Annotated in this window: 21 protein-coding genes; 11 read left to right on the top strand and 10 right to left on the bottom strand. The window is 60.1% G+C overall.

Features of this window, described 5'->3' with window-relative positions; all coding sequences use genetic code 11:
- Nucleotide 1: 1 nt before the first annotated feature.
- The 3 genes from AC0T4W_RS15220 to AC0T4W_RS15210 all read right to left on the bottom strand — a co-directional run bounded on the left by AC0T4W_RS15220 (nt 2) and on the right by AC0T4W_RS15210 (nt 4,647).
- Entirely contained in the window at nt 2–808 is an 807-nt protein-coding gene (locus AC0T4W_RS15220) for a putative RNA methyltransferase (RefSeq protein ID WP_476320300.1), read from the bottom strand.
- Nucleotides 805–1,959 (bottom strand): succinyl-diaminopimelate desuccinylase, encoded by a 1,155-nt coding sequence (gene dapE, locus AC0T4W_RS15215; protein WP_476320298.1) that lies wholly within the window; start codon nt 1,957–1,959, stop codon nt 805–807. The genes AC0T4W_RS15220 and dapE overlap by 4 nt, the downstream gene beginning before the upstream one ends.
- A gap of 93 nt (nt 1,960–2,052) precedes the next feature.
- The gene (locus tag AC0T4W_RS15210) at nt 2,053–4,647 is read right to left on the bottom strand and encodes a glycosyltransferase (RefSeq protein WP_476320296.1); all 2,595 of its coding nucleotides are present in this window, start codon (nt 4,645–4,647) and stop codon (nt 2,053–2,055) included.
- A 249-nt stretch (nt 4,648–4,896) separates the two neighbouring features.
- On the opposite strand from AC0T4W_RS15210, the gene tcdA reads away from it, so the two are divergent.
- On the top strand, nt 4,897–5,712 hold the full coding sequence (gene tcdA / locus AC0T4W_RS15205) for a tRNA cyclic N6-threonylcarbamoyladenosine(37) synthase TcdA (protein ID WP_476320294.1): 816 nt from the start codon (nt 4,897–4,899) through the stop codon (nt 5,710–5,712).
- Between the two features lie 106 nt (nt 5,713–5,818).
- Nucleotides 5,819–6,604, top strand: coding sequence for a substrate-binding periplasmic protein (locus tag AC0T4W_RS15200; RefSeq protein ID WP_476320292.1), 786 nt, complete (start codon nt 5,819–5,821; stop codon nt 6,602–6,604).
- Here AC0T4W_RS15200 and AC0T4W_RS15195 read toward each other — a convergent pair.
- The 7 genes from AC0T4W_RS15195 to map form a co-directional block, all read right to left on the bottom strand.
- A complete protein-coding gene (locus tag AC0T4W_RS15195) occupies nt 6,583–7,014 on the bottom strand; it encodes a SufE family protein (RefSeq protein ID WP_476320290.1) in 432 nt (143 codons plus the stop codon). The genes AC0T4W_RS15200 and AC0T4W_RS15195 overlap by 22 nt on opposite strands.
- Nucleotides 7,011–8,216, bottom strand: coding sequence for an aminotransferase class V-fold PLP-dependent enzyme (locus AC0T4W_RS15190; RefSeq protein ID WP_476320288.1), 1,206 nt, complete (start codon nt 8,214–8,216; stop codon nt 7,011–7,013). The genes AC0T4W_RS15195 and AC0T4W_RS15190 overlap by 4 nt, the downstream gene beginning before the upstream one ends.
- Nucleotides 8,217–8,342: 126 nt before the next feature.
- On the bottom strand, nt 8,343–9,377 hold the full coding sequence (gene dapD / locus AC0T4W_RS15185; protein ID WP_476320286.1) for a 2,3,4,5-tetrahydropyridine-2,6-dicarboxylate N-succinyltransferase: 1,035 nt from the start codon (nt 9,375–9,377) through the stop codon (nt 8,343–8,345).
- A 39-nt stretch (nt 9,378–9,416) separates the two neighbouring features.
- The gene (locus tag AC0T4W_RS15180) at nt 9,417–9,764 is read right to left on the bottom strand and encodes an ArsC family reductase (RefSeq protein WP_476320284.1); all 348 of its coding nucleotides are present in this window, start codon (nt 9,762–9,764) and stop codon (nt 9,417–9,419) included.
- On the bottom strand, nt 9,764–10,975 hold the full coding sequence (gene dapC / locus AC0T4W_RS15175; RefSeq protein WP_476320281.1) for a succinyldiaminopimelate transaminase: 1,212 nt from the start codon (nt 10,973–10,975) through the stop codon (nt 9,764–9,766). Before dapC ends, AC0T4W_RS15180 begins: the two co-directional genes overlap by 1 nt.
- Nucleotides 10,976–11,048: 73 nt before the next feature.
- Complete coding sequence (locus AC0T4W_RS15170; RefSeq protein WP_476320279.1) at nt 11,049–13,751, bottom strand: [protein-PII] uridylyltransferase; 2,703 nt, start codon at nt 13,749–13,751, stop codon at nt 11,049–11,051.
- 42 nt (nt 13,752–13,793) lie between these two features.
- A complete protein-coding gene (map, locus tag AC0T4W_RS15165) occupies nt 13,794–14,576 on the bottom strand; it encodes a type I methionyl aminopeptidase (protein WP_476320277.1) in 783 nt (260 codons plus the stop codon).
- 284 nt (nt 14,577–14,860) lie between these two features.
- Between map and rpsB the strand changes: the two genes are divergently transcribed.
- The 9 genes from rpsB (at nt 14,861) to bamA (ending at nt 24,721) form a co-directional block, all read left to right on the top strand.
- The gene (rpsB, locus tag AC0T4W_RS15160) at nt 14,861–15,604 is read left to right on the top strand and encodes a 30S ribosomal protein S2 (RefSeq protein ID WP_476320275.1); all 744 of its coding nucleotides are present in this window, start codon (nt 14,861–14,863) and stop codon (nt 15,602–15,604) included.
- Nucleotides 15,605–15,787: 183 nt separating this feature from the next.
- Nucleotides 15,788–16,654, top strand: a complete 867-nt coding sequence (gene tsf / locus AC0T4W_RS15155) for a translation elongation factor Ts (RefSeq protein WP_275961184.1) — start codon at nt 15,788–15,790, stop codon at nt 16,652–16,654.
- 190 nt (nt 16,655–16,844) lie between these two features.
- Nucleotides 16,845–17,594 carry a UMP kinase gene (gene pyrH, locus AC0T4W_RS15150; RefSeq protein WP_090248393.1) on the top strand — a complete coding sequence of 250 codons (750 nt, stop codon included), beginning with the start codon at nt 16,845–16,847 and terminating at the stop codon, nt 17,592–17,594.
- On the top strand, nt 17,584–18,141 hold the full coding sequence (gene frr / locus AC0T4W_RS15145; protein WP_476320272.1) for a ribosome recycling factor: 558 nt from the start codon (nt 17,584–17,586) through the stop codon (nt 18,139–18,141). The genes pyrH and frr overlap by 11 nt, the downstream gene beginning before the upstream one ends.
- Before the next feature lie 16 nt (nt 18,142–18,157).
- Nucleotides 18,158–18,913, top strand: coding sequence for a polyprenyl diphosphate synthase (gene uppS / locus AC0T4W_RS15140; RefSeq protein ID WP_430696843.1), 756 nt, complete (start codon nt 18,158–18,160; stop codon nt 18,911–18,913).
- Nucleotides 18,913–19,728, top strand: a complete 816-nt coding sequence (locus tag AC0T4W_RS15135) for a phosphatidate cytidylyltransferase (protein WP_476320270.1) — start codon at nt 18,913–18,915, stop codon at nt 19,726–19,728. Before uppS ends, AC0T4W_RS15135 begins: the two co-directional genes overlap by 1 nt.
- Nucleotides 19,725–20,909: a 1-deoxy-D-xylulose-5-phosphate reductoisomerase gene (gene ispC, locus AC0T4W_RS15130; protein ID WP_476320268.1), complete on the top strand. Its 1,185-nt coding sequence runs from the start codon at nt 19,725–19,727 to the stop codon at nt 20,907–20,909. The genes AC0T4W_RS15135 and ispC overlap by 4 nt, the downstream gene beginning before the upstream one ends.
- Nucleotides 20,910–20,930: 21 nt before the next feature.
- A complete protein-coding gene (gene rseP / locus AC0T4W_RS15125) occupies nt 20,931–22,283 on the top strand; it encodes a sigma E protease regulator RseP (RefSeq protein ID WP_476320265.1) in 1,353 nt (450 codons plus the stop codon).
- Nucleotides 22,284–22,372: 89 nt separating this feature from the next.
- On the top strand, nt 22,373–24,721 hold the full coding sequence (bamA, locus tag AC0T4W_RS15120; protein ID WP_476320263.1) for an outer membrane protein assembly factor BamA: 2,349 nt from the start codon (nt 22,373–22,375) through the stop codon (nt 24,719–24,721).
- Nucleotides 24,722–24,750 lie beyond the last annotated feature (29 nt).

Here is a 24,750-nt window from a genome sequence, read left to right as displayed (position 1 = left end):
GTCATAGTCTCTCGATCCAGTCGTAGCGGATGGCAACAGTCACGTCGCAGGGTTCGGCGATCACCGCCGCACGCTTTTCGGCGCTGGCGCGCCAGCCGTGTGGGGTCATGGCCAGCAGGTCGGCGCGAGCCTCGCTGCTGGCCAGGTGCAGATTGAAAGTCAGGGTTTCGCTGTGGGACAGGCGCATGCCGTCGGGTATCAGCTCCAGGTGCTTTTGATCATCGTAGTCGCGCACCTCGTCATACAGTTTCTGCCGCAGCTCCATCAGATGCTCACGGGTCGGGCCCATACGCAGCAGGCCGCCGCCCGGTGCAAGCAGGCGCTTGGCTTCCTGCCAGTCGAGCGGGCTGAAGACGCTGGCGAGCAGTTGGCAGCTGGCATCCGCCAGCGGCACGCGGGCCATGCTCGCCACCAGCCAGTTGAGCTGGGGCGCACGCTTGCAGCCGCGCTTGATCGCCTCGCGGGAGATGTCCAGGGCATAGCCGTCGGCTTGCGACAGGGCGTCGGCGATCTGCGCGGTGTAGTAACCCTCGCCGCAACCGATATCCAGCCAGCGCGCCGGGTTGTAGCCGGCCGCCAGTTCGGCCAGGCGCTTGGCCAGCGGTGCGTAATGGCAGCCATCAAGAAAGCGCCGTCGGGCTTCGACCATGGCGGCGTTGTCGCCTGGGTCGCGGCTGTTCTTGTGCTGCACCGGCAGCAGGTTCAGGTAACCCTGACGCGCACGATCAAAGCGGTGGTTGGCCGGGCAGGTGACGCCGTTGTCGAGCGCTTGCAACGGCGCCTGGCAGATGGGGCAGATCAGACTCATGCGAGCAGATTGACCAGGGTTTGATAGTAAATCTCGGTCAGCACATCCAGATCACTGGCCAGTACGCGCTCGTCGACCTGGTGGATGGTGGCGTTGACCGGGCCGAGTTCGACCACCTGAGTGCCGAGGGTGGCGATAAAGCGCCCGTCGGAGGTGCCGCCGCTGGTCGAGGGTTGGGTGTCGCGGCCGGTGACTGCCTTGATGCTGGCGGCCACGGCGTCGAGCAGTGCGCCTGGTTCGGTGAGAAACGGCAGGCCGGAAAGCGCCCAGTCCAGGTGATAGTCCAGGCCGTGCTTGGCAAGAATCGCCTCAACGCGCTGCTGCAGACCCTCGACCGTGGATTCGGTAGAAAAACGGAAGTTGAAGATGGCCTTCAGCTCACCCGGAATAACGTTGGTCGCGCAGGTGCCGGCATTTAGGTTGGAGATCTGGAAGCTGGTCGGCGGGAAGAACGCGTTGCCATCATCCCAGTGCTCGGCGGCCAGTTCGGCCAGAGCTGGCGCGGCCAGATGAATCGGGTTGCGGGCCAGGTGCGGGTAGGCTACGTGGCCTTGCTTGCCGCGCACGCTGAGGGTGCAGCCGAGTGAGCCACGGCGGCCGTTTTTCACCACGTCACCGACCAGAGTGGTGCTCGACGGTTCGCCGACGATGCACCAGTCCAGGCGCTCATTACGTGAGTGCAGGCGCTCGACCACGGCTTTGGTGCCGTGATGGGCCGGGCCTTCTTCGTCGCTGGTGATCAGAAAGGTGATACGGCCTTTGTGGTCCGGGTATTCGGCGATAAAGCGCTCAACGGCGATGATCATCGACGCCAGGCTGCCTTTCATGTCCGCTGCACCACGGCCACAGAGCATGCCGTCTTCGTCGATCAAGGCATCGAACGGTTGATGCTGCCAGTTCTGCACCGGGCCGGTGGGCACCACGTCGGTGTGCCCGGCAAAGCACAGCACGGGGCCGTCATTCTGGCCGTGGCTGGCCCAGAAATTATCCACTTCCTCAATCCGCATTGGCTCGATGGTGAAGCCGCAGGCGGCAAGGCGGCGCGTCATCTGTTCCTGACAGCCTTCATCGAGTGGCGTGACGGACGGACGACGAATCAGCTCGCAGGCAAGCTCCAGCGTCGGGGAGAGGGGCGTGGCGTTGGCGGTCATTGCGGCTCCAAGGCGGCATCAGGCGGAAAGGCCGCCATCTTAAAGCAAAACGGCGACCATTGGCCGCCGTCTGGCATTCGGACATACCCGCGGTCAGCTGGTAGCAGCCGTTTCTTGCTGGCTTGCCTGCGGTGCTGGCAACGACGACAGTAAAGCCATGATCAGCGCAGCCAGGTAAGGCAACGACTGCACCAGCAGCATGGCCACCCAGAACTTCACATCGGCGCTAGGCAGGCCCTGAACAACGCTGATACCAATGGCCGAACCCCACAGCAACAGCATGATAAAGACTTCCTCGCGGGCCTCGGCCAGGGCCACCATAAAGCCGTGGTTGCTGGCCATTTTCGGTGTACGGAAGAACGGGATGGTCTTGGTAAAGGTGCCGTAGAGCACCGCCTTGGCAATCGTGTGCGACAGCGCCAGGCCCGCCAGTGCTGCCTGGAATGAACGCACCAGATCAACGCCCATGGCCTTGCGGTAGAGGAACAGGATTTTACCCAGCTTGAAGAAGAACAGCGCCAGTGGCGGGATGGCGAAGATCATCAGCGGCGGGTCGACCCGCTGCGGCACGATGATCATCGCCGCCGACCAGAGCAGCGCACCGACGGTGAAGAAGATATTCAGGCCATCGGCGATCCACGGCAGCCAACCCGCGACGAAGTGGTAGCGTTGACCGGTCTTGAGTTCGGAATCTTTACCAAGGAACAGGCTGCGCGCATGCCCCTTCATGATCTGAATGGCGCCGTAGGCCCAACGGAAGCGCTGCTTTTTGTAGTCGATAAAGGTGTCCGGCATCAGTCCGCGGCCGAAGCTTTCGTGGGCGTAGGCGGCGCTATAGCCCTTCTCGAATACGCGTAGGCCCAGTTCGGCGTCTTCGCAAATGGTCCAGTCGGCCCACTTCAGTTCGTCCATTACCGTGCGGCGGATCATGGTCATGGTGCCGTGCTGGATGATCGCGTTGCGGTCGTTGCGCGTCACCATGCCGATATGGAAGAAACCTTTGTATTCGGCGTAGCAAAGCTTTTTGAAGATGTTTTCGTCGCCGTCGCGATAATCCTGCGGCGATTGCACCACGGCGATCTGCGGGTCACTAAAGTGCGGCACCATGTGCTTGAGCCAGTTTTTGTCCACGCAGTAATCGGCATCGATCACCGCCACCACTTCGGCGTCTGGTGCGGTATGCGGCAGGATGTAGTTCAGCGCGCCGCCCTTGAAGCCGGCTATCGGCGCGACGTGGAAGAAGCGGAAGCGCGGGCCCAGGACCTTGCAATAGGCTTCTACCGGTTCCCACACGGCCGGGTCCTTGGTGTTGTTGTCGATGATGATGACTTCGTAATCCGGGTAATCCAGTGCGGCCAGGGCGTCGAGGGTCTGTTTGACCATCTCCGGTGGCTCGTTATAGCAGGGTACATGGATCGATACCTTAGGCCGGTAGGCGCTGTCGGCAACCACCGGCTGAAACGGCCGGCGACGGGTGCGAGTCCAGGCGGTTTCGGCCAGCTCATGAGCTTCGGTGAGCAGCACGATAAACACGCCGAAGGCGCCGATACCCAGTAGCAAGCCGACCAGGGTGCTGAACCAGGTGCTGTATTGCTGGCTGTAGTCGTAGCCGATCCACACCAGGGCCGAGCCGCCGGCGAAGGCGACAATGGTCAGGAAGGTGCGTCCGCGCTGGCGCAGGGCGCTGCCGTCGATCAGCATCAGCGCCAGGCTGAGCAGGGCCAGCACCACCGAGCCAATGGCCAGCAAGCGCCACTGCGGGATCGCCACCACGGGGCCTTCGAAGGCGAATTTGGCCTGACGTTCGAGGTTGTAAACGCCCCAATAGGCACCCACCGCGCCTTCATCGCTGGCCTTCCACGGTTGATCGAAGGCTTCGACAACAAAATAGTTGTAGCCCTTGGCGTTCAACGTATTGACCAGCGTACGCAGGTAAATGGCCTGGTCTGCTTGCGAGGCATCAGCGCCGCCGCGCATGCGGCCGTTACTCGGCCAGCCGACTTCGGACAGCAGCAGGGGCTTTTTCGGGAAAAGTTTTTTCAAGTCCTTGGCGCGCTCCAGCACGAAGTCGGTGGAGTCTTCCATCGGCACGAACTCCCAGTAGGGCAGCACGTGGGCGGCGATCAGGTCGACGTGCTGAGCCAGCTCCGGATGATCCTGCCAGATGTGCCACTGCTCGGAGGTGGTCACCGGCACCTTGACTGCCGCGCGCACGCGGTCGATGTAAGCAATCAGGTTCTCGGGCGTCACTTCACTGCGGAACACGGCTTCGTTGCCGACCACCACGCGCACCACGCTGCGTGAGTTATTGGCAATTTCGATGGCTTTGGTGATTTCTCGCTCGTTGCGTTCCAGGTCCGGACTGATCCAGATGCCCAAGGTCACGCGTAAACCGAATTCTTCGGCCAGCAGGGGGATATTGCCCAGCGGGCCGTCTACTGAGTAGGTGCGGATGTTGTCGGTATGCGTACTCAGCAGTTCCAGGTCGGCACGCATCTGCTCATCGCTGGGGTAGGTGTCCTGCTGCGGATTTTGCCCGGCGCGGAAGGGTGAGAATGAAAACCCGGAGATTTGTTCCGGCCAATCCGGTGCGGTGACCGGGCGGTTGTACAGCGCCCAAATACCGGTAAACACGGCGGCAATTGCCAGGAACATGACCAGGTTCAGTCCAAACTTACGCGAAGGCATAGTGTGCAGGTCCAGCGAAGGGGCAAAAAAGCGACGAGCGTCGGGTGGCGCATGCTACGCCGCCGCCATTGGGCTGTATAGCGCGGCGGGTCGGCCTATTGATGGGACGATAGGCAGCCTTGAAGGTTCCGCTAGTGGCGTTGTGCTACTGCTGTTCATCGGTTAGGCCGGCTCAGGCCAATACAGTGCTTGGGTGCAACTCGCCGGCTACCTATAATGCGCGCCCGCTGTGGCTTGCGAGAAAGAAGAATGCCTGTGGATGAACAACGCTTTGCCGGGATCGCCCGTCTGTATGGCCGCCAAGGGGCTGAACGGCTGGCGGCTGCACATGTTGCGGTGGTCGGGATTGGCGGTGTGGGCTCCTGGGCTGCGGAAGCGTTGGCGCGTTCAGGCGTGGGCGAAATCTCGCTGTTTGATCTGGATGATGTCTGCGTTAGCAACAGCAACCGCCAGCTGCACGCACTCGACAGTACGGTCGGTCAGCCCAAAGTCGAGGTGATGGCGGCGCGCATTCGTGCAATCAATCCGGCCTGTGTGGTGCATGCGGTGGCGGATTTCGTCACCCGCGAGACCATGGCTGAGTACATCACCGAGCAGTTGGATGCGGTGATTGACTGCATCGACAGCGTCAACGCTAAGGCCGCGCTGATTTCCTGGTGCAAGCGGCGCAAGATTCAAGTGATCACCACCGGCGGCGCGGGCGGGCAGATTGACCCGACGCAGATTCAGGTTGGCGACCTGAACAAAACTTGGAATGACCCACTGGCGTCCAAGGTGCGCTCCACCCTGCGCCGCGACTACGGTTTCTCGCGTACGCCGGGGCGCAATTACAGCGTGCCGTGCGTGTATTCCAGCGAGCAGCTGCGTTATCCCAAGCCCGACGGCACGGTGTGTCAGTACAAGGGGTTTGTTGGCGAAGGGGTCAAGCTCGATTGCGCCGGCGGTTTTGGCGCGGTGATGATGGTGACCGCCACCTTTGGCATGGTCGCCGCTGCGCGCATCGTCGATAAATTGGTCGCCGGCACGCGGCGACCGGCTGAGCGGCCGCGTGCGCCTGATGTATAGCGGTGTGTGTTGACTAATCTGTAAAACGACCGGTTAAGGTCGCTGTTCAGCAGGGATAGGCTGTTTTCCACTTTTGAGGTGTGCTGTGTTATCCCTGCTGCGTCATGTGTTACGTCAAGTCCCGAAGTCTGTGCTGCTGTTTGCAGCGCTTTGCGCCTGCCTAAGTGCCCATGCCCACCCGGTTGTGCGCATCGGCACCGGTGACTGGGTGCCCTATGTCGATCAGCAGCGTGAAGATGGCGGCGCGTTATCGCGGCTGGTTCGCCATATCTTCAAGGCGGCGAGTTATCAGGTCGAATTCGTCTACTACCCCTGGGACCGCAACCTGCTGATGCTTGAGCACGGCAGCCTGGATGCGGTGATGCCCTATTCCTGTTCAGCCCCGCGCCGGCGCATCAGTGAATGCAGTGACCCCGTGGTGCAGGGCGAGATTGTGTTGTTCCAGCGCGCTGACCAGCAGCTTAACTGGGCACGCATCGACGACCTCAAGGCTTTTAGAGTCGCCACTACCCTGGGCTATTCCTATGGCCCGCAGTTCGATGCGGCAGTTCAGCGCGGGCAGTTGCAGGTGCAGCAAAGCGGCAAGGAGGACACCGGTTTTCGTCTGCTGGAGCTGGGCCGCGTGGATTTTCATCCGCAGGACCGGGCCGTGGGCTACGCCATGTTGCGGCGGTTGTTTAGCCCTGACACGCGCTCAGTCATCACCCATCACCCGCGCGTATTGAATACCGAGCCGCTGCACCTGCTGTTTCGCAAAGGCGACGCCAAGACCGATCAGTTGCGTAAAGTATTCAATGCCGGGCTGCGTCGTTTGGCGCAGAACGGCGAGCTGGAACGTCTGCAGCAGGCCTTGTATTCCGGCAATGCCGATCAGTGGCGCGCTACGCCCTGATCGTCGGCATCGAGTAATTGCTGCATCCTCGCCAGCACGGCCTGTAGGCCATTGCTGCGTGAGGGCGACAGGTGGCGCGCCAGGCCGAGCTGGGTAAACCAGTCCGGCAGATCCAGCTGCGCCATTTCGGCCTGTTCCAGGCCATTGACCCGTGCCAGCAGCAGCGCGAGCAGGCCACGCAACAGCCGGGCATCGCTGCTGGCGCGAAACTGCCAATGCATGCCGTTGCGTTCGGTCAGCAGCCACACCTGGCTTTCGCAGCCCTGCACGCGATTGGCTTCACAGCGTTCAGCGTCACTGAGCGGAGCAAGCTGGTCGCCCCATTGCATCAACAGGCGCGCGCGTTGTTCCCAGCCGGAGCAGGCGCTAAAGGCTTGCAGCGCAGTCTGCGCGCTGGCGGGCAGGTTCACTGCAGCAGCTCCAGGGCTTGATCCAGGGCGCTGAAAAAGCGCTGCAGATCGCTGCCATCGTTATACAAACCCAGCGACACACGAATCGCTCCGCTTAGGCCGAGGCCATGCAGCAGCGGCATCGCGCAGTGATGGCCGGCGCGCACGGCGATGCCCTGTTCGGTCAGCAGGTGGGCGAGGTCGGCGTTGTGCACGCCATCGACCACAAAGCTGGCCAGGGCGACAGTGGGCGAGCCGAGCAGGCGTATGCCCTGGCGTTGTTGCAGTCCGGCGATCAGCTCGGCATGCAAGGCCGCTTCGTGGGTGCTGACGGCATGGGCATCGAGGCTGTTCAGGTAATCCAGGCTGGCGCCCAGAGCAATCACCGAAGCAATCGGCGGGGTGCCGGCCTCGAAGCCCAATGGTGCGGGGCGGAAACTGGCGTTGGCATAGTCGGTGTGCAGCAGCATCTCGCCGCCAAACTGCCAGTGCGCCAGCTGCTCTAGGGCCTGCGGGCGGCCATAAAGCAGGCCGACGCCGTCCGGGCCGTAGAGTTTGTGGCTGGAGCAGATATAGAAGTCGCAGCCCAGGGCCTGCATATCCTGGCGACCGTGTACCACTCCCTGGGTGCCATCGACTACCGTTAGCGCACCCTGGGCTTGGCCCAGGGCCAGCAGTTGCGCCAAGGGCTGCCAGCAACCCAGCACGTTGGACAGCTGGCTGACCGCCAGCAGGCGGGTGCGCGGGCCGATCAGTTGTGCGGCCTGGGGCAGGTCGATCAGGCCATGTCCATCCAATGGCAGCACCACCAGCTTGAGCTGCCGGCGCAGCGCCAGTTGCTGCCAGGGCAGCAGGTTGGCGTGGTGTTCCAGTGCGCTGATGACGATCTCATCGCCCGCCTGGAACTGCTGCTCCAGGCCATAAGCCAGCAGGTTGAAGGCTTCGGTGGCACTGCGGGTGAAGATGATTTGCTGCGCATCGGGCGCATTTATCCAACGTGCGGCTTTTTCTCGTGAGGCTTCGAAGGCGCGGGTGGCGCGCTCGCCCGGCAGGTGCTGGGCGCGATGCACATTGGCTGCGCCGCCTGCGTAATAGCCGAGCAGGGCATCGAGCATGGCCTGGGGCTTTTGCGCAGTGGCGGCGCTGTCCAGATAGGTCTGGCCTTCGGCCGCAAGGGCCAGAATGCCAGGGAAGTCAGCGCGCCAGAGGGAATGGATAGACATGGGCAGGCAATCGAGACCGTAGGATGGGTTGAGCGCAGCGATACCCATAATGAACGTGATGGGTATCGCTGCGCTCAACCCATCCTACAAAACTGCAAGCGTTCGGCTTGCAGTTTGCCGCCAGGGTCAGTTGTGCGCGTGCAGGGCTTCGTTCAGTTCAATGGCGGATTTGTGGGTCTTGCATTCCACGGCGCCGGTTTGCGAGTTGCGGCGGAACAGCAGGTCGGGCTGGCCGGCCAGTTCGCGGGCCTTGAGCACCGTGACCAGTTGGTTGTCGGCATCCAGCAGCGCCACCTTGGTGCCGGCGGTGATGTACAGGCCGGACTCCACCGTGTTGCGGTCGCCCAGCGGGATGCCGATGCCAGCGTTAGCGCCGATCAGGCAGCCTTCACCTACGGAAATCACGATATTGCCGCCACCGGACAGAGTGCCCATGGTCGAGCAGCCGCCGCCCAGGTCCGAGCCCTTGCCGACGAACACGCCAGCGGAGACGCGGCCTTCGATCATGCCTGGGCCGGCAGTGCCAGCGTTGAAGTTGACGAAGCCTTCATGCATCACTGTGGTGCCTTCACCCACGTAAGCACCCAGGCGGATACGCGCGCTATCAGCGATGCGCACGCCAGCCGGTACCACGTAATCGGTCATTTTGGGGAACTTGTCCACTGAGAAGACTTCCAGCAGCTCGCCCTTCAAGCGTGCTTCCAGTTGACGCTCAGCCAGCTCGCCAAGGTCGATAGCACCCTGGCTGGTCCAGGCCACGTTTGGTAGCAGCGGGAAGATCCCGGTGAGGTTCAGGCCGTGCGGCTTGACCAGGCGGTGCGACAGCAGGTGCAGTTTGAGGTAGGCCTCGGGGGTGCTGGTCAGCGCGCTATCTTCTGCGAGCAGGGTGACCACCAGCGGCTTCTGGCTTTCCGCCAGGCGGGTGAGCAGAGCGGACTGGGCAGCATCGACATTTTTCAATGCTTCAGCCAGATCGCTGGCCTGGTTATTGCTGATCATGATGGCCTGGTTGCCACCCTGATAGTCGATTTTCTCGACCACTTTGGCAACGAGTTCGCTGCTCGGGTTAAGCAGTGGCTGGGCGTAGAAGACTTCCAGCCAGTTGCTCTGGCGGTTCAGGGTGCCAACGCCGAAGGCCAGGCTGAAGAGGGTTGTGCTCATATTATTTTCCTTACCGCAAATTCGTGTGGGCCGACGGGTTCAAACCAATTCGGCGGCATAGCGGTCGGCCTTGAAACCAACCAGGGTCTTGTTGCCGAGATCCAGCACCGGGCGTTTGATCATCGACGGTTGGGCGAGCATCAGTTCGATCGCCTTGTGCTGATCGAGGTCGCTTTTTTGCACCTCGTCCAGCTTGCGGAAGGTGGTGCCTGCACGGTTCAGGATGGTTTCCCAACCATGCTCGTTGCACCACTTTTCCAGGTTGCCACGGTCAATGCCGCAGGCTTTGTAATCATGAAAGACGTAGCTTACCCCGTGCTCGTCGAGCCAGGTGCGGGCTTTTTTCATGGTGTCGCAGGCTTTTATGCCAAACAGGGTCTTGCTCATCAGAGGCTCTTCACAAAGTCGCGGATACGTTCGGCTGCGGCTACGCACTCGGCCAGCGGCGCGACCAGGGCCATGCGCACGCGGCCGGCGCCTGGGTTGCGGCCGGCTACGGCGCGCGACAGGTACGAGCCGGGCACCACGGTGACATGCTCGCGGGCAAACAGCTCGCGGGTAAATGTTTCATCGTCTATCGGGGTTTTCGCCCACAGGTAGAAGCCACCATCCGGACGCTGCACATCTAGCACGCCGTCAAGAATCGCCAGCACCGCGTCGAACTTCTCGCGGTACAGGTCGCGGTTGGCTTTGACGTGGGTCTCGTCGCTCCAGGCCACTACGCTGGCCAGCTGGGTTTGTACCGGCATGGCGCAGCCGTGGTAGGTACGGTACAGCAGGAATGATTTCAGAATCTCGGCGTCGCCAGCCACGAAGCCCGAGCGCAGGCCTGGCAGGTTGGAGCGCTTGGACAGGCTATGGAACACCACGCAGCGCTTGAAGTTATGTCGCTCAAGCTCTGCGCAGGCAGTCAGCAAACCAGCCGGCGGATTGCCTTCATCGAAATACAGCTCGCTGTAGCACTCATCCGCTGCGATCACGAAGTCGAATTTATCGGCCAGGGCAATCAGCTTTTTCAGCGTCGGCAGCGGAATCAGCGCGCCAGTGGGGTTGCCGGGCGAGCAGAGAAAGAGGATCTGGCAGCGCTGCCAGACGTCATTGCCGACCGCATCGAAGTCCGGGTTGAAGCCGTGTTCTTCCAGGCATGGCAGGTAGTGCGGCTGCGCGCCGGCGAGCAAGGCTGCACCTTCATAGATTTGATAGAAGGGGTTGGGGCTGACCACCAAACCCGGCCCTTGAGGTGGAGAGTCGTCACGGTTGACCACGGTCTGGGTAAAGGCAAACAGCGCCTCGCGGGTGCCATTGACCGGCAGTACATGGCGCGCCGGGTCCAGTACCCCGGCCGGCAGGCCGAAACGGCGGCCGCACCAGTTGGCGATGGCTTCGCGCAGTGCTGGGATGCCCAGCGTGGTTGGATAGACCGCGAGCTGGTCGAGGTTGGCGGCCAGGGCTTCGGCGACAAAGCTCGGCGAGCGGTGTTTGGGCTCGCCAATCGACAGGGCGATGGGCGACTTGTCCGCCGCCGGCTGGACGCTGCCGAGCAGGGCGCGAAGCTTTTCGAAAGGGTAGGGCTGTAACTGCTGCAGAGCGTTGTTCATGGCGGTTTCCTGGATACTGCGCGCGGCTGCCGGTGGTGGCCGACTCGCCGCTTGTCGCGTCAAGCTGCGGTGATCAGAAGGTAATGGTCAGGCTTTCGGTTTTCTTGCCGGGGTCGTCTGACAGTTGCAGCACTATGGCTTCCTGCAGGCGGGTGCAGAGTTCTGGGTCGGACAGCGGCTGGTTGTCGGCGTCGGTGACGAAAAAGACGTCTTCGACCCGCTCGCCGAGGGTGGCGATTTTGGCGTTTTGCAGCGACAGGTCGAAGTCGAGGAAAATTCGCCCGATCCGCGCCAGCAGGCCGGGGCGATCCGGTGCGGTCAGTTCGAGGATGGTCACCGGGCGATGGGCATCGTTGTGGATGGTCACCCGGGGTGCGAAGGCAAAGTGCTTGAGCTGACGGGCGACCCTGCGCTGGATGATGGTCGGGTAGTCGTCCGGGTTCTTCAGTGCATCGATCAGGCCTTGGCGAATTTCCTTGATCCGCGCCGGGTTCTCGCCGATTGAGTCGCCTTCGCTTTCGAGCACGATATAGGTGTCGAGGGTGAACTGGCTGGTTGAGGTGAGAATCCGTGCGTCATGGATGTTCAGGTTGAGCTGGGCCATGGCTGCCACGGTTACGGCAAAAAAGTCGTGCTGATCCTGGGCGTAGATAAAGATCTGTGTGCCGCCCTCGAACTCACGCTGGGTGGTTTCTTTGATCAGCACCAGCGGGTCGCTGTTGTTGGCGTGCTGCAGGATCGCTTCGCTGTGCCAGGCTACGTCGCTGGCCGTGTGGCGCAGGAAGTAATCGTCACCCAGTTGCGACCAGAGCTGCTCGGCGTCGTCCGGGTCGGTGCCGCCACGCACCAAAATGTCCAGCGCTGCGCTCTGTGTCACGCGAATCTGCTCTTCGCGGTCCAGTGGGTTTTCCAGGCCGCGGCGCAGGGCGCGCTTGGTTTCGGTGTAGAGCTGGCGCAGCAGGCTGGCGCGCCAGGAGTTCCACAGGCTGGGGTTGGTGGCGTTGATGTCGGCTACGGTCAGCACGTAGAGGTAATCCAGGCGGGTCTGGTCGCCGACCAGGCGGGCGAAGTCGAAGATCACCTGCGGGTCGGAGATATCTTTGCGCTGGGCTGTGGTGGACATCACCAGGTGGTGCTGGACCAGCCAGACGATCAGTTTGGAGTCCCAGTTGGGTAGCTGGTGGCGCACGCAGAAAGCTTCGGCGTCGACCGCACCGAGCTCCGAATGGTCGCCGCCACGGCCCTTGCCGATGTCGTGGTAAAGCCCTGCTATATAGATCAGCTCGGGCTTGGGCAGCTTGTCGATCAGCTTGCTGGCCAGGGGGAATTTTTCAGCCAGTTCGGTCCACTTGAACTTACGCAGGTGCTTGATCAGGTTCAGGGTGTGCGCATCGACCGTATAAATGTGGAACAGGTCGTGTTGCATTTGCCCAACAATATGGCCGAACTCCGGCAGATACAGGCCGAGAATGCCGTAGCGGTTCATCCGCCTCAGGTTGCGGTGAATGCCTTGCGGGCTTTTGAACAGCTCGATAAATAGGCTGGTATTGCGGATGTCGCGGCGGAAATCATCGTCGATCAGATGGCGGTGCTCGCGCAGCAGGCGAATGCTGTTGGCGCATACGCCTTTTACATCCGGGTGCTGCGCCATCAGCACAAAGATTTCCATGATGGCAAACGGCGTGCGCTTGAACACGTTGGGGTGCGCAGCCTCGATATAGCCATCACGCAGCAGAAAACGGCTATTAAGCGGTGTGGCCTGGCCGATTTCGCCGGCGTTGAGAATCTGCTCTTCGAAGTGCTGGACGATCAGGTCGCTGAGTTCGGCAATCGCCATCACCACGCGGTAGTACTTCTGCATAAAGCGCTCGATGGCGCGTTTTCTGTCGCTGTCTTCATAGCCAAGCAGGGCCGCTACCCGGCTCTGATGGTCGAACAGCAGGCGGTCTTCGGCGCGACCGGCGAGCATGTGCAGGGCGTAACGTACCTTCCAGAGAAACTCCTGGCTGGAGGCGAGCAGGGCGTATTCGCTCTCCAGCAAAAAGCCTTGGCCGACCATTGAATGCAGGTTCAGCGTGCCGAAATGCCGGCGCGCCACCCAGAGAATGGTCTGGATATCGCGTAGCCCGCCTGGTGAACCTTTGACGTTGGGTTCCAGGTTGTATTCGGTGTCGTTGTATTTGCCGTGGCGAGCGCGCTGCTCTTTGTGCTTGGCCAGGAAGAACTGCTTGCTCGGCCACATCTGCTCGGTGCTGGTGACTGTCTGCATGCGCTGGCGCAGACGCTCGGGGCCGGCAATGGTGCGGCTTTCCATCAGGTTGGTGATTACCGTCAGGTCGGCGCGGGCCTCTTCGGCGCACTCATCCACGCTGCGTACGCTTTGCCCGACTTCCAGGCCGATGTCCCAGAGCAGGGTGAGGAAGCGCTCGATGGGCTCGCGGAAGGTCTCGTGGTCGGCGTTGTCGAGCAGGATTAGCAGGTCGATATCGGAGAAGGGGTGCAGCTCGCCACGGCCATAGCCGCCGACGGCGAGCAGGGCGATATCGGCGTCTTCACTCCAGGACAGGCGGTCCCAGGCCTCGCGCAGGATCTGGTCGACAAACCAGGCGCGGTCCTCGACCAGGCGGCGTACATCGCGGCCGCTGGTGAAGCGCCCGTCGAGCACGTCGCGAGCATGGCGGATGGCCTTCTTGAATGCCGCGATGGGGCTGGCCTTGAGGGCCAGTTCCGCCTGGAACTGGCCGCGGTCGAACAGCTCGGGATCTACCTGCGGCATTGCGGCCTTCCTTCTATCTATACAGCAGACTTAGCGAGAGGCTCAGGCCGATGTGCGGGCAATGGTGTCATCACTGCGCAGGGTGAAAATCTCGTAGCCGTCAGCGGTCACCAGAATGGTGTGCTCCCACTGGGCGGAAAGCTTGCGGTCCTTGGTGATGGCGGTCCAGCCGTCACCCAGGGTGCGGGTTTCTGCGCGGCCCTGGTTGATCATCGGCTCGATGGTGAAGGTCATACCTTCCTTGAGCTCCATTCCGGTGCCGGCGCGACCGTAGTGCAGCACTTGCGGCTCTTCATGGAATACTGCACCAATGCCATGGCCGCAGTATTCGCGCACCACGGAGAAGCCGTTCTTCTCGGCGTGCTTCTGGATCACTTCACCGATGTCGCCCAGGCGTGTGCCGGGTTTGACCAGTTCGATACCTTTGTACATGCACTCCTGGGTGATCTTGGCCAGGCGCTCGGCCCACTCCGGCACTTTGCCCACCATAAACATCTTGCTGGTATCGCCGTGGTAGCCATCTTTGATCACGGTGATATCGATGTTGATCACGTCGCCTTCTTTCAGCGGCTTGTCATTCGGGATGCCGTGGCAGACCACATGGTTGACCGAGGTGCAGATCGACTTGGGGAAACCTTTGTAATTGAGCGGCGCAGGGATGGCCTGTTGCACGTTGACAATATAGTCATGGCAAAGACGGTCGAGCGCTTCGGTGGTGACGCCGGGCTTGACGTGCTCGCCAATCATTTCCAACACTTCGGCAGCCAGGCGACCGGCTACGCGCATTTTCTCGATTTCGTCGGGCGTTTTGATGGTGACGGTCATGTGCGGCTCTCGAACGCGAACAGAAAGGGCGTCATCTTAACAGCTACAAGTCGCCAGCCATAAGCGCCACGTAAAACTGCCGCTGAGTCGGCTGCATATGTTGCACTCTGCGAGTAGATTGCCCCTGGCTTTTATGGTATAAAACGCGCCGCTTTACGGGCTGTGTGCCCGAAAGCTTAAACCCACACACGTATCGACACGGTTTCCTGGGTGCCTTGCGACGAGTTCGCGCGGTTGGAAGCTGGGATACGTGGAGGCCTAACCCGACTTATCAAGGAACTATCATGTCCCAAGTCAACATGCGCGATATGCTGAAGGCCGGTGTGCACTTCGGTCACCAGACCCGTTACTGGAACCCGAAAATGGGCAAGTACATTTTCGGTGCGCGCAACAAGATCCACATCATCAACCTTGAAAAAACCCTGCCAATGTTCAATGACGCGCTGTCGTTCGTTGAGAAGCTGGTTTCGGGCAAAAACAAGATTCTGTTCGTGGGCACCAAGCGTTCCGCTGGCAAGATCGTTGCTGAAGAAGCAGCACGTTGCGGTTCGCCGTACGTCGATCATCGCTGGTTGGGCGGCATGCTGACCAACTACAAAACCATCCGCGCCTCGATCAAGCGTCTGCGTGATCTGGAAGTTCAGTCCCAGGACGGCACTTTCACCAAGCTGACCAAGAAAGAAGCCCTGATGCGCACCCGTGATCTGGAAAAACTGGATCGCAGCCTGGGTGGTATCAAGGACATGGGCGGTCTGCCAGACGCTCTGTTCGTAATCGACGTTGACCACGAGCGCATTGCTATCACCGAAGCCAACAAGCTGGGCATCCCAGTTATCGGCATCGTTGATACCAACAGCAGCCCGGAAGGTGTTGACTACATCATCCCAGGTAACGATGACGCCATCCGCGCCATCCAGCTGTACATGGGTGCAATGGCTGACTCGGTAATCCGTGGTCGCAACCACGCCAATGGCGGCACCGACGAATTCGTCGAGCAAGCCCCGGCTGCAGAAGTTGCAGAAGGCTAAGTAAAACGCGCACAGCGTTTGCTTAGTTCGCAAAAAGGGGGCTTGGCCCCCTTTTTGCCACCTTTAAAACCATCGCCGACGTGCAGTTGCAATCGTTTCTAGTCATCGTCGGCAATGCGTTACGAATTGAGCGCCCGTTTTTCGCGGGTGGAATGGTTAACAACCTATCCAGGGGATTTTGAAATGGCAGAAATTACTGCAGCGTTGGTTAAAGAACTGCGTGAGCGTACTGGCGAAGGCATGATGGATTGCAAGAAAGCCTTGACCAAGGCTGGCGGCGACATCGAAAAAGCCATCGACGACATGCGTGCTTCCGGCGCGATCAAAGCTGCCAAGAAAGCTGGCAACGTGGCCGCCGAAGGCGCCATCAGCATCAAGGAAGACGGCAAGACTGCCGTTATTCTCGAAGTTAACTCGCAGACCGACTTCCTGGCTCTGCAGGACGATTTCAAGAGCTTTGTTGCTGCCAGCGTCGAGAAAGCCTTCGCTGACAAACTGTCTGACGTTGAGCCGCTGATCGCCGCTCAAGAAGAAGCCCGTCTGGCTCTGGTTGCCAAGTGCGGCGAGAACGTCAATATCCGTCGTCTGGCGCGTATTGAAGGTGACGTTCTGGGTTCTTACCTGCACGGCAACAAGATCGGTGTTGTGGTTGTGCTCAAGGGCGGTACTGTCGACCTGGCCAAAGACATCGCCATGCACGTAGCGGCCAGCAATCCTGAATTCCTGCTGCCTTCGGAAGTTTCCGCTGAAGCCATCGAGCGCGAGAAAGCCGTGTTCGTCAGCCTCAACGAAGACAAGATCAAGGGCAAGCCGGCCGAAATCGTCGAGAAGATGGTTGCCGGTCGTATCCAGAAGTTCCTTGCCGAAGCCAGCCTGGTTGAGCAAGCCTTCGTTAAGGACCCGGAAATCAAGGTCGGTGCTCTGGCCAAGAAAGCCGGTGCTGAAATCGTTTCCTTCACCTACTTCAAGGTGGGCGAAGGTATCGAGAAGCCGGTCGACAACTTTGCTGAAGAAGTGGCTGCGCAAGTAGCTGCTGCTAGCAAGCAGTAAGACGGCTAACCGCTGTTGCCCCGAAGAGGCTGCCCGCTAACGCGCGCGGCCTCTTTGTCAAATTGAGGGCATAGCTAAGCTGTGGAGTGGTTGGGGCTTTGGCACCAATGACTCGGGGCGCTGTCAGAGCGCTCGATAAAAGCGAACCGAAGGTTTGCACAGAATTCAAACGCCGCAGGAGAGACTCGCAATGGCTCAGCAGATGAGTGGTCGTCAACCGCGCTACAAGCGCATTCTGCTCAAACTTAGCGGCGAGGCCCTGATGGGGTCGGAAGATTTCGGCATTGATCCCAAGGTGCTTGACCGCATGGCGCTGGAAGTCGGCCAACTGGTTGGTATCGGCGTACAGGTCGGTCTGGTGATTGGTGGTGGCAACCTGTTCCGTGGTGCGGCGCTGAGCGCGGCGGGCATGGATCGGGTCACCGGCGACCACATGGGCATGCTGGCAACCGTGATGAACGCCTTGGCCATGCGCGACGCGCTGGAGCGTTCGAATATCCCGGCCATCGTTATGTCGGCCATCTCCATGGTTGGGGTGACCGATCACTACGACCGGCGCAAGGCGCTGCGTCATCTGAAAACCGGTGAGGTGGTGATTTTCGCCGCTGGCACTGGCAATCCGTTCTTCACCACCGACTCTGCCGCTTGCCTACGCGCCATCGAAATCGATGCCGACGTAGTGCTCAAGGCAACCAAGGTGGATGGTGTGTACACTGCCGATCCGTTCAAAGACCCGCATGCCGAAAAGTTTGATCGCCTGACCTACGATGAGGTGCTCGACCGCAAGCTGGGTGTCATGGACCTCACGGCCATCTGTCTGTGCCGCGACCATAATATGCCGCTGCGCGTTTTCAACATGAACAAGCCCGGTGCCCTGCTGAACGTTGTCGTCGGCGGCGCTGAAGGCACTCTGATTGAGGAAGATAAACATGATCAATGAGATCAAGAAAGACGCTCAGGTACGCATGCAAAAAAGCCTGGAGTCGCTGGTTAACGCCTTCAGCCGAATCCGTACCGGCCAGGCCCACCCGAGCATTCTCGGCGGCGTGATGGTGCCTTACTACGGCTCCGATACCCCGTTGAGTCAAGTGGCCAATATCACCGTCAAGGATTCGCGCACCCTGCAGGTTGTAGCCTTTGAGCGCAACATGCTGGCCGCTGTCGATAAAGCGATCCAGAGTTCCGGCCTGGGCTTCAACCCGACCAACCTGGGTGAGCTGCTGCTGATTTCCATGCCGGCCCTGACCGAAGAAACCCGCAAGGGCTTCACCAAGCAGGCCCGTGATGCCGCCGAAGATGGCCGTGTTGCTGTGCGCAATATCCGTCGCGATGCCCTGAGCCAGCTCAAAGATCTGGTCAAAGAGAAGGAAATCAGCGAAGACGAAGAGCGCCGCGCCGCCGATGAAATCCAGAAGCTGACGGATAAGTTCGTCGCGGAAATCGAAGTCGCAGTGAAGCAGAAAGAAGCGGATCTGATGGCCGTTTAACGGCCAGGACATCGTCATGGAAAAGACCAAAGACGGTAGTCCGTTCGCCGTGCCGCGACATGTGGCAATCATCATGGACGGTAACAACCGCTGGGCGAAGAAGCGTTTGCTGCCCGGTGTTGCCGGCCATAAAGCCGGTGTCGATGCGGTGCGTGCGGTGATCGAGGTGTGCGCCGAGGCGGGCGTCGAGGTGCTGACGCTGTTCGCCTTCTCCAGTGAAAACTGGCAGCGCCCGGCCGAAGAAGTCAGTGCACTGATGGAGCTGTTCCTCAGTGCGCTGCGTCGCGAGGCGAAGAAGCTCGACGCCAATGACATCAGCCTGCGCATCATCGGTGATCGCTCGCGCTTTCACCCTGAGCTGCAAGCAGCGATGCGTGAGGCTGAAGCGCAGACTGCCGGCGACAAACGTTTTGTTCTGCAAGTGGCGGCCAACTATGGCGGCCAGTGGGATATCGCCCAGGCTGCTCAGCGCTTGGCTCGTGAGGTTCAGGGCGGCCATTTGCGCGCCGAAGACATCACCCCCGAGTTGTTGCAGAGTTGCCTGGTGACGGGCGATTTGCCGCTGCCAGATCTGTGCATCCGCACCGGTGGTGAGCACCGCATCAGCAATTTCCTGCTTTGGCAGCTGGCTTACACCGAGTTGTATTTCTCCGACCTGTTTTGGCCGGATTTCAAACACGACGCCATGCGCAAAGCCTTGGCCGATTTTGCTAGCCGCCAGCGTCGCTTTGGGAAAACCAGCGATCAGGTGACTGCTGAGGCCCGTAGCTGATGCTCAAACAACGAATTATCACGGCGCTGGTGCTGTTGCCATTCGCCTTGGGCGGCTTCTTTCTGCTGGATGGCGCGCTGTTTGCGCTGTTTATCGGCGCAGTGGTCAGCCTGGGCGCCTGGGAATGGGCGCGCCTGGCAGGTTTTACTGCGCAGGTGCAGCGCGTGGCCTACGCCGCGCTGGTGGCTGCCTTGTTGTTCGGTTTGTACCTGCTGCCGGCCTTGGCGCCTTGGGTGTTGTTGTTTGGGGTTATCTGGTGGGCAGTGGCGATCTTTCTGGTGCTGGGTTATCCCGCCAGCAGCCGTTACTGGACGCAGGCCCCGGTCAGGTTACTGATCGGGTTGTTGATTCTGCTGCCGGCCTGGCAGGGTCTGGTGCTGTTCAAGCAATGGCCTGAAGCAAACTGGCTGATTCTGGCGGTGATGGTGCTGGTGTGGGGCGCGGACATCGGCGCCTATTTCGCCGGTCGGCGCTTCGGCAAGCGCAAGCTGGCCCCGCAGGTTAGTCCAGGTAAAAGTTGGGAAGGGGTGTTTGGTGGTCTGTTGGCGACGCTGCTGATCTGCGTGGGCGTAGCGATTTATCGGGACTGGTCGTTTGCCAGCTTGCTGCTGGGCTTGGTCGGCACCGCCGTGGTGGTGCTGATTTCGGTGGTCGGCGATTTGACTGAAAGCATGTTCAAGCGCCAATCCGGGGTCAAGGACAGCAGCAACCTGCTGCCGGGCCATGGCGGTGTGCTGGATCGTATCGACAGCCTGACTGCCGCCATTCCAGTGTTTGCCGCGTTGCTGTGGCTGGCGGGTTGGGGCGCGCTGTGAGCCACCCGCAGCAGATTACCGTGCTGGGGGCGACCGGCTCGATCGGTCTGAACACCCTCGATGTCATCGCGCGGCATCCTGAGCGCTATCAAGTATTCGCGTTGTCCGGCTTCAGTCGTCTGGCTGAGCTGGAGGCGCTGTGCATGATCTACCGTCCGCGCTTTGCCGTGGTGCCGCAGGCTCTGCAAGCTCGCCATCTGCAGGAAGGTTTGCGCGGTGCAGGTCTGGCCACTCAAGTGCTGCATGGCCCCGAGGGCTTGTGCGAGGTGGCAGCGCACCCTGAGGTGGATGCGGTGATGGCCGCTATCGTCGGGGCGGCAGGCTTGCCACCGACCCTGGCAGCGGTCGAGGCCGGCAAGAAAGTGCTGCTGGCCAACAAAGAAGCCCTGGTGATGTCCGGCGCACTGTTTATGCAGGCTGTGCGTAAAAGTGGCGCTGTACTGTTGCCGATCGACAGTGAGCACAATGCTATTTTCCAGTGCCTGCCGGGTGACTACGCTCGTGGCCTGCAGCAGGTCGGTGTTCGGCGTATTCTGCTGACCGCCTCGGGCGGGCCATTCCGCGAAATGCCGCTGGAGCAGTTGCATGCGGTTACGCCCGAACAGGCATGCGCCCATCCGAACTGGTCGATGGGGCGCAAAATCTCGGTGGACTCGGCAAGCATGATGAACAAAGGCCTGGAGCTGATCGAGGCCTGCTGGTTATTTGATGCCACACCGGCGCAGATTGAAGTGGTGGTGCATCCGCAAAGCGTGATTCATTCGCTGGTCGATTATGTCGACGGTTCGGTGCTGGCCCAGTTGGGTAATCCGGATATGCGCACACCCATCAGCCACGCCCTGGCCTGGCCGGAGCGTATCGACTCCGGTGTGGCGCCGCTGGATCTGTTTGCTATCGCTCGGCTGGATTTTCAAGCGCCGGACGAGCAGCGTTTCCCTTGCCTGCGTCTGGCGCGTGAAGCGGCGCAAGCTGGCGGTACCGCGCCGGCCATGCTTAATGCGGCCAATGAAGTGGCGGTGGCGGCGTTCCTTGAGCGGCGCATCCGCTTTCCTGAGATCGCGAGTATGATCGAGGACGTTCTGCATGCTGAGCCCGCCCTGGCGGTTGAGAGCCTGGATACGGTGTTGGCCGCAGATGGCCGGGCCCGTGATCTGGCCGAACAATGGCTGAGTCGGCGCTGATCGCCGACGCGGAGAAGTTTGATGAGTGCGCTTTATATGCTGGTCGGCACCCTGGTTGCGTTAGGCGTGCTGGTAACCATTCACGAATACGGGCACTTCTGGGTGGCCCGTCGTTGCGGGGTCAAGGTGCTGCGGTTTTCCGTCGGCTTTGGCAGCCCCTTGCTGCGTTGGCATGACCGCCAGGGCACCGAATTTGTCGTGGCCGCCATCCCGCTGGGTGGCTACGTGAAAATGCTCGATGAGCGTGAAGGCGATGTGCCGCCGGAGCTGCTGCATCAGGCGTTCAATCGCAAGTCGGTCCAGCAGCGTATTGCCATCGTGGCTGCTGGCCCGGTGGCGAACTTCCTGCTTGCGCTGCTGTTCTTCTGGGTTGTGGCGATGCTGGGTAGTCAGCAAGTGCGCCCGGTTATCGGTGCGGTCGAGGCGGGCAGCCTGGCTGATGTGGCCGGTTTGCAGGCTGGGCAAGAGATTGTTGCGGTAGACGGCGAGCCTACCACCGGCTGGGCTGCGGTCAATCTGCAGCTGGTCAGCCGGCTGGGTGAGAGTGGCCGTCTGGATCTGGCGGTACGCGAGCCGGGTTCCTCGGTCGATAGTCCGCGGCAAATCGTGCTGGATAATTGGCTGCGCGGTGCCGATGAGCCGGACCCCATCTCCTCGTTGGGTCTTCGCCCTTGGCGCCCGGCGCTGCAGCCGGTGTTGGCGCAGCTTGATCCTGAAGGCCCGGCATCTGCCGCAGGCTTGCAGGTCGGCGATCGTCTGCTGGCGCTCGACGGTCAGTCTCTGGCCGATTGGCAGCAGTTGGTGGATCAGGTGCGTGGTTTGCCGGGCAAAAAGATTACTTTGCAGGTTGAACGTCAAGGTCAGCAACTGGATGTGCCGCTAACCCTGGCCGCGCGCGGTGAAGGCGAGGCGCTCAGTGGTTATCTGGGCGCTGGCGTGGCGGGTGGTGAGTGGCCGCCTGAAATGTTGCGCGAAGTTAGCTATGGCCCCTTCGAAGCCATCGCTGTAGGGGCCAAAAACACCTGGACAATGAGCGTTCTGACCCTTAATTCGCTGAAGAAAATGCTGTTTGGCGAGCTCTCGGTAAAAAACTTGAGCGGGCCGATAACCATTGCTAAAGTGGCGGGCGCTTCTGCTGAGTCAGGTTTGAGTGATTTTCTGAAATTTCTCGCCTACCTGAGTATTAGTCTGGGGGTTCTTAATTTGTTGCCCATCCCTGTTTTAGATGGGGGGCATCTGCTTTTTTATCTGGTCGAGTGGGTGCGTGGTCGCCCGCTGTCGGAACGGATACAGGGTTGGGGGATGCAGGTCGGCATCAGTTTAGTGATTGGGGTGATGTTGCTGGCCCTGGTAAACGACTTGAGCCGCCTGTAACCGCTGCTGAATTACGCTCTCGGTACGTACAAGACGTGTCGCACTAAGCGGCAGATTTTTTATTGTCAGTTGGAATAAGAAAGGACTTCATGAAACGTCTGCTGCTACCTGCGGTGCTTGCCGCTCTGATGATCACCGAAGTTCACGCCGAGTCCTTCACCATCACCGATATCCGGGTTACCGGTCTGCAACGCGTTTCTGCGGGCAGCGTATTCGGTGCATTGCCCCTTAACGTGGGCGCGCAAGCCGATGATCGGTCCCTGGTTGAGGCGACTCGCGAACTGTTCAAAACCGGTTTCTTTCAGGACATTCAGCTCGGTCGCGATGGCAATGTGCTGGTGGTCACCGTAGTTGAGCGTCCTTCGATCTCCAGTATCGAGATTGAAGGCAACAAGGCCATCAGCAGCGAAGACCTGCTCAAGGGCCTGAATCAGTCAGGCCTGGCCGAAGGCGAAATCTTCCAGCGGGCCACCCTGGAAGGCGTGCGCAATGAGTTGCAGCGTCAGTACGTCGCTCAGGGCCGCTACTCCGCTGAAATCGAAGCCGAAGTGATTCCGCAACCGCGCAACCGCGTGGCCTTGAAGATCAATATCAATGAAGGTTCGGTTGCCGCTATTCAGCACATCAACGTGGTGGGGAACTCGGTTTTTGCCGATGAGGACCTGATCGGTCTGTTCGAGCTGAAGACCACCAACTGGCTGTCTTTCTTCAAAAATGATGACAAGTATGCCCGTGAGAAGCTCTCCGGTGACCTGGAGCGCTTGCGCTCCTATTACCTGGATCGCGGCTATATCAATATGGATATCAGCTCGACTCAGGTATCCATCACCCCGGACAAAAAACACGTCTATGTCACGGTCAACGTCGATGAAGGCGAGAAGTTTACCGTGCGTGAAGTCAAACTCACCGGTGAGTTAAAGGTGCCGGAAGAGGGCGTCCGCGCTTTGCTGCTGGTTCAGGAAGGCCAGGTGTTCTCGCGCAAAGTGATGACCACCACCTCCGAACTGATCACTCGCCGCTTGGGTAATGAAGGCTATACCTTCGCCAACGTCAACGGCGTGCCGCAAGCCCATGATGATGGCACCGTGTCCATTACCTTTGTGGTTGACCCAGGCAAGCGCGCTTACGTTAACCGCATCAACTTCCGTGGCAATACCAAGTCGGAAGACGAAGTACTGCGTCGTGAAATGCGTCAGATGGAAGGCGGCTGGGCTTCGACTTACCTGATCGATCAGTCCAAGACCCGTCTGGAGCGTCTGGGCTATTTCAAGGAAGTTAACGTCGAAACTCCGCAGGTGCCGGGCACCGACGATCAGATTGACGTCAATTACAGCGTTGAAGAACAGGCTTCCGGTTCTATCACCGCCAGTGTTGGTTTTGCTCAGAACGCCGGCCTTATACTCGGCGGCTCGATTACCCAGAACAACTTCTTGGGCACGGGTAATAAGGTCAGTGTCGGTCTGACCCGTAGCGAATACCAGAGCAACTATAACTTCGGTTTTGTCGATCCCTACTGGACGCCAGACGGTGTAAGCCTGGGTTACAACGCGTTCTTCCGTGAAACCGATTACGACGAGTTAAATACCGACGTTTCCAGCTACTCGGTGGACAGCTACGGTGCGGGTGCCAGTATTGGGTATCCAATCAGCGATACCTCGCGCCTGACTTATGGCCTAACCGTTCAGAACGACAGTATTGGCACCGGCGTTTATACCGTTGATGAAATTTTCGACTTTATCAAGGAAGAGGGCGACAGCTACCTGAACCTCAAAGCGTCGATTGGCTGGTCCGAGTCGACCCTGAACCGTGGCGTGCTGGCAAACCGTGGGCACTCGCAGAGCCTGGTATTCGAAACCACAGTGCCGGGCAGTGACCTGTCGTTCTTCAAGGTCGACTACCGTGGCCAGATCTTCAAGCCGCTGAGCGACACCTACACCCTGCGCTTGCATAGCCAGTTGGGTTATGGCGACAGCTATGGTTCTACTTCCGATTTGCCGTTCTATGAGCATTATTATGCCGGCGGCTTCAACTCGGTGCGTGGTTTCAAAGACAGTAGCCTTGGGCCGCGCAGTACGCCGAGCAAAGGGACTAACCCTGGTACTAGTAAAGATCCGGATCAAGACCCACTGCCATTTGGTGGCAACGTGCTGATTCAAGGTGGTGCTGAGCTGCTGTTCCCTATGCCGTTCGTCAAAGACCAGCGCTCCCTGCGTACCGCACTGTTCTGGGATGTGGGTAACGTCTTCGACACCAGCTGCGGCAAGTCCCAGGACGAATGCGGCAGTATTGATCCAGGTAACTTGGCCAGTTCGGTGGGTGTCGGCTTGACCTGGATCACCGCATTAGGTCCTTTGAGTTTCAGTTTGGCCATGCCGATCATCAAGCCAGATGATGCCGATACACAGATTTTCCAGTTCTCTCTCGGTCAGACGTTCTAAGCGTCGGATTTTTGAATACCAACAGTTTT

Source organism: Pseudomonas sp. C7.1 (genome assembly GCF_056312395.1).
Note: the sequence above shows the minus strand (reverse complement) of the source record. Positions and strands in the feature narration are given on the sequence as shown.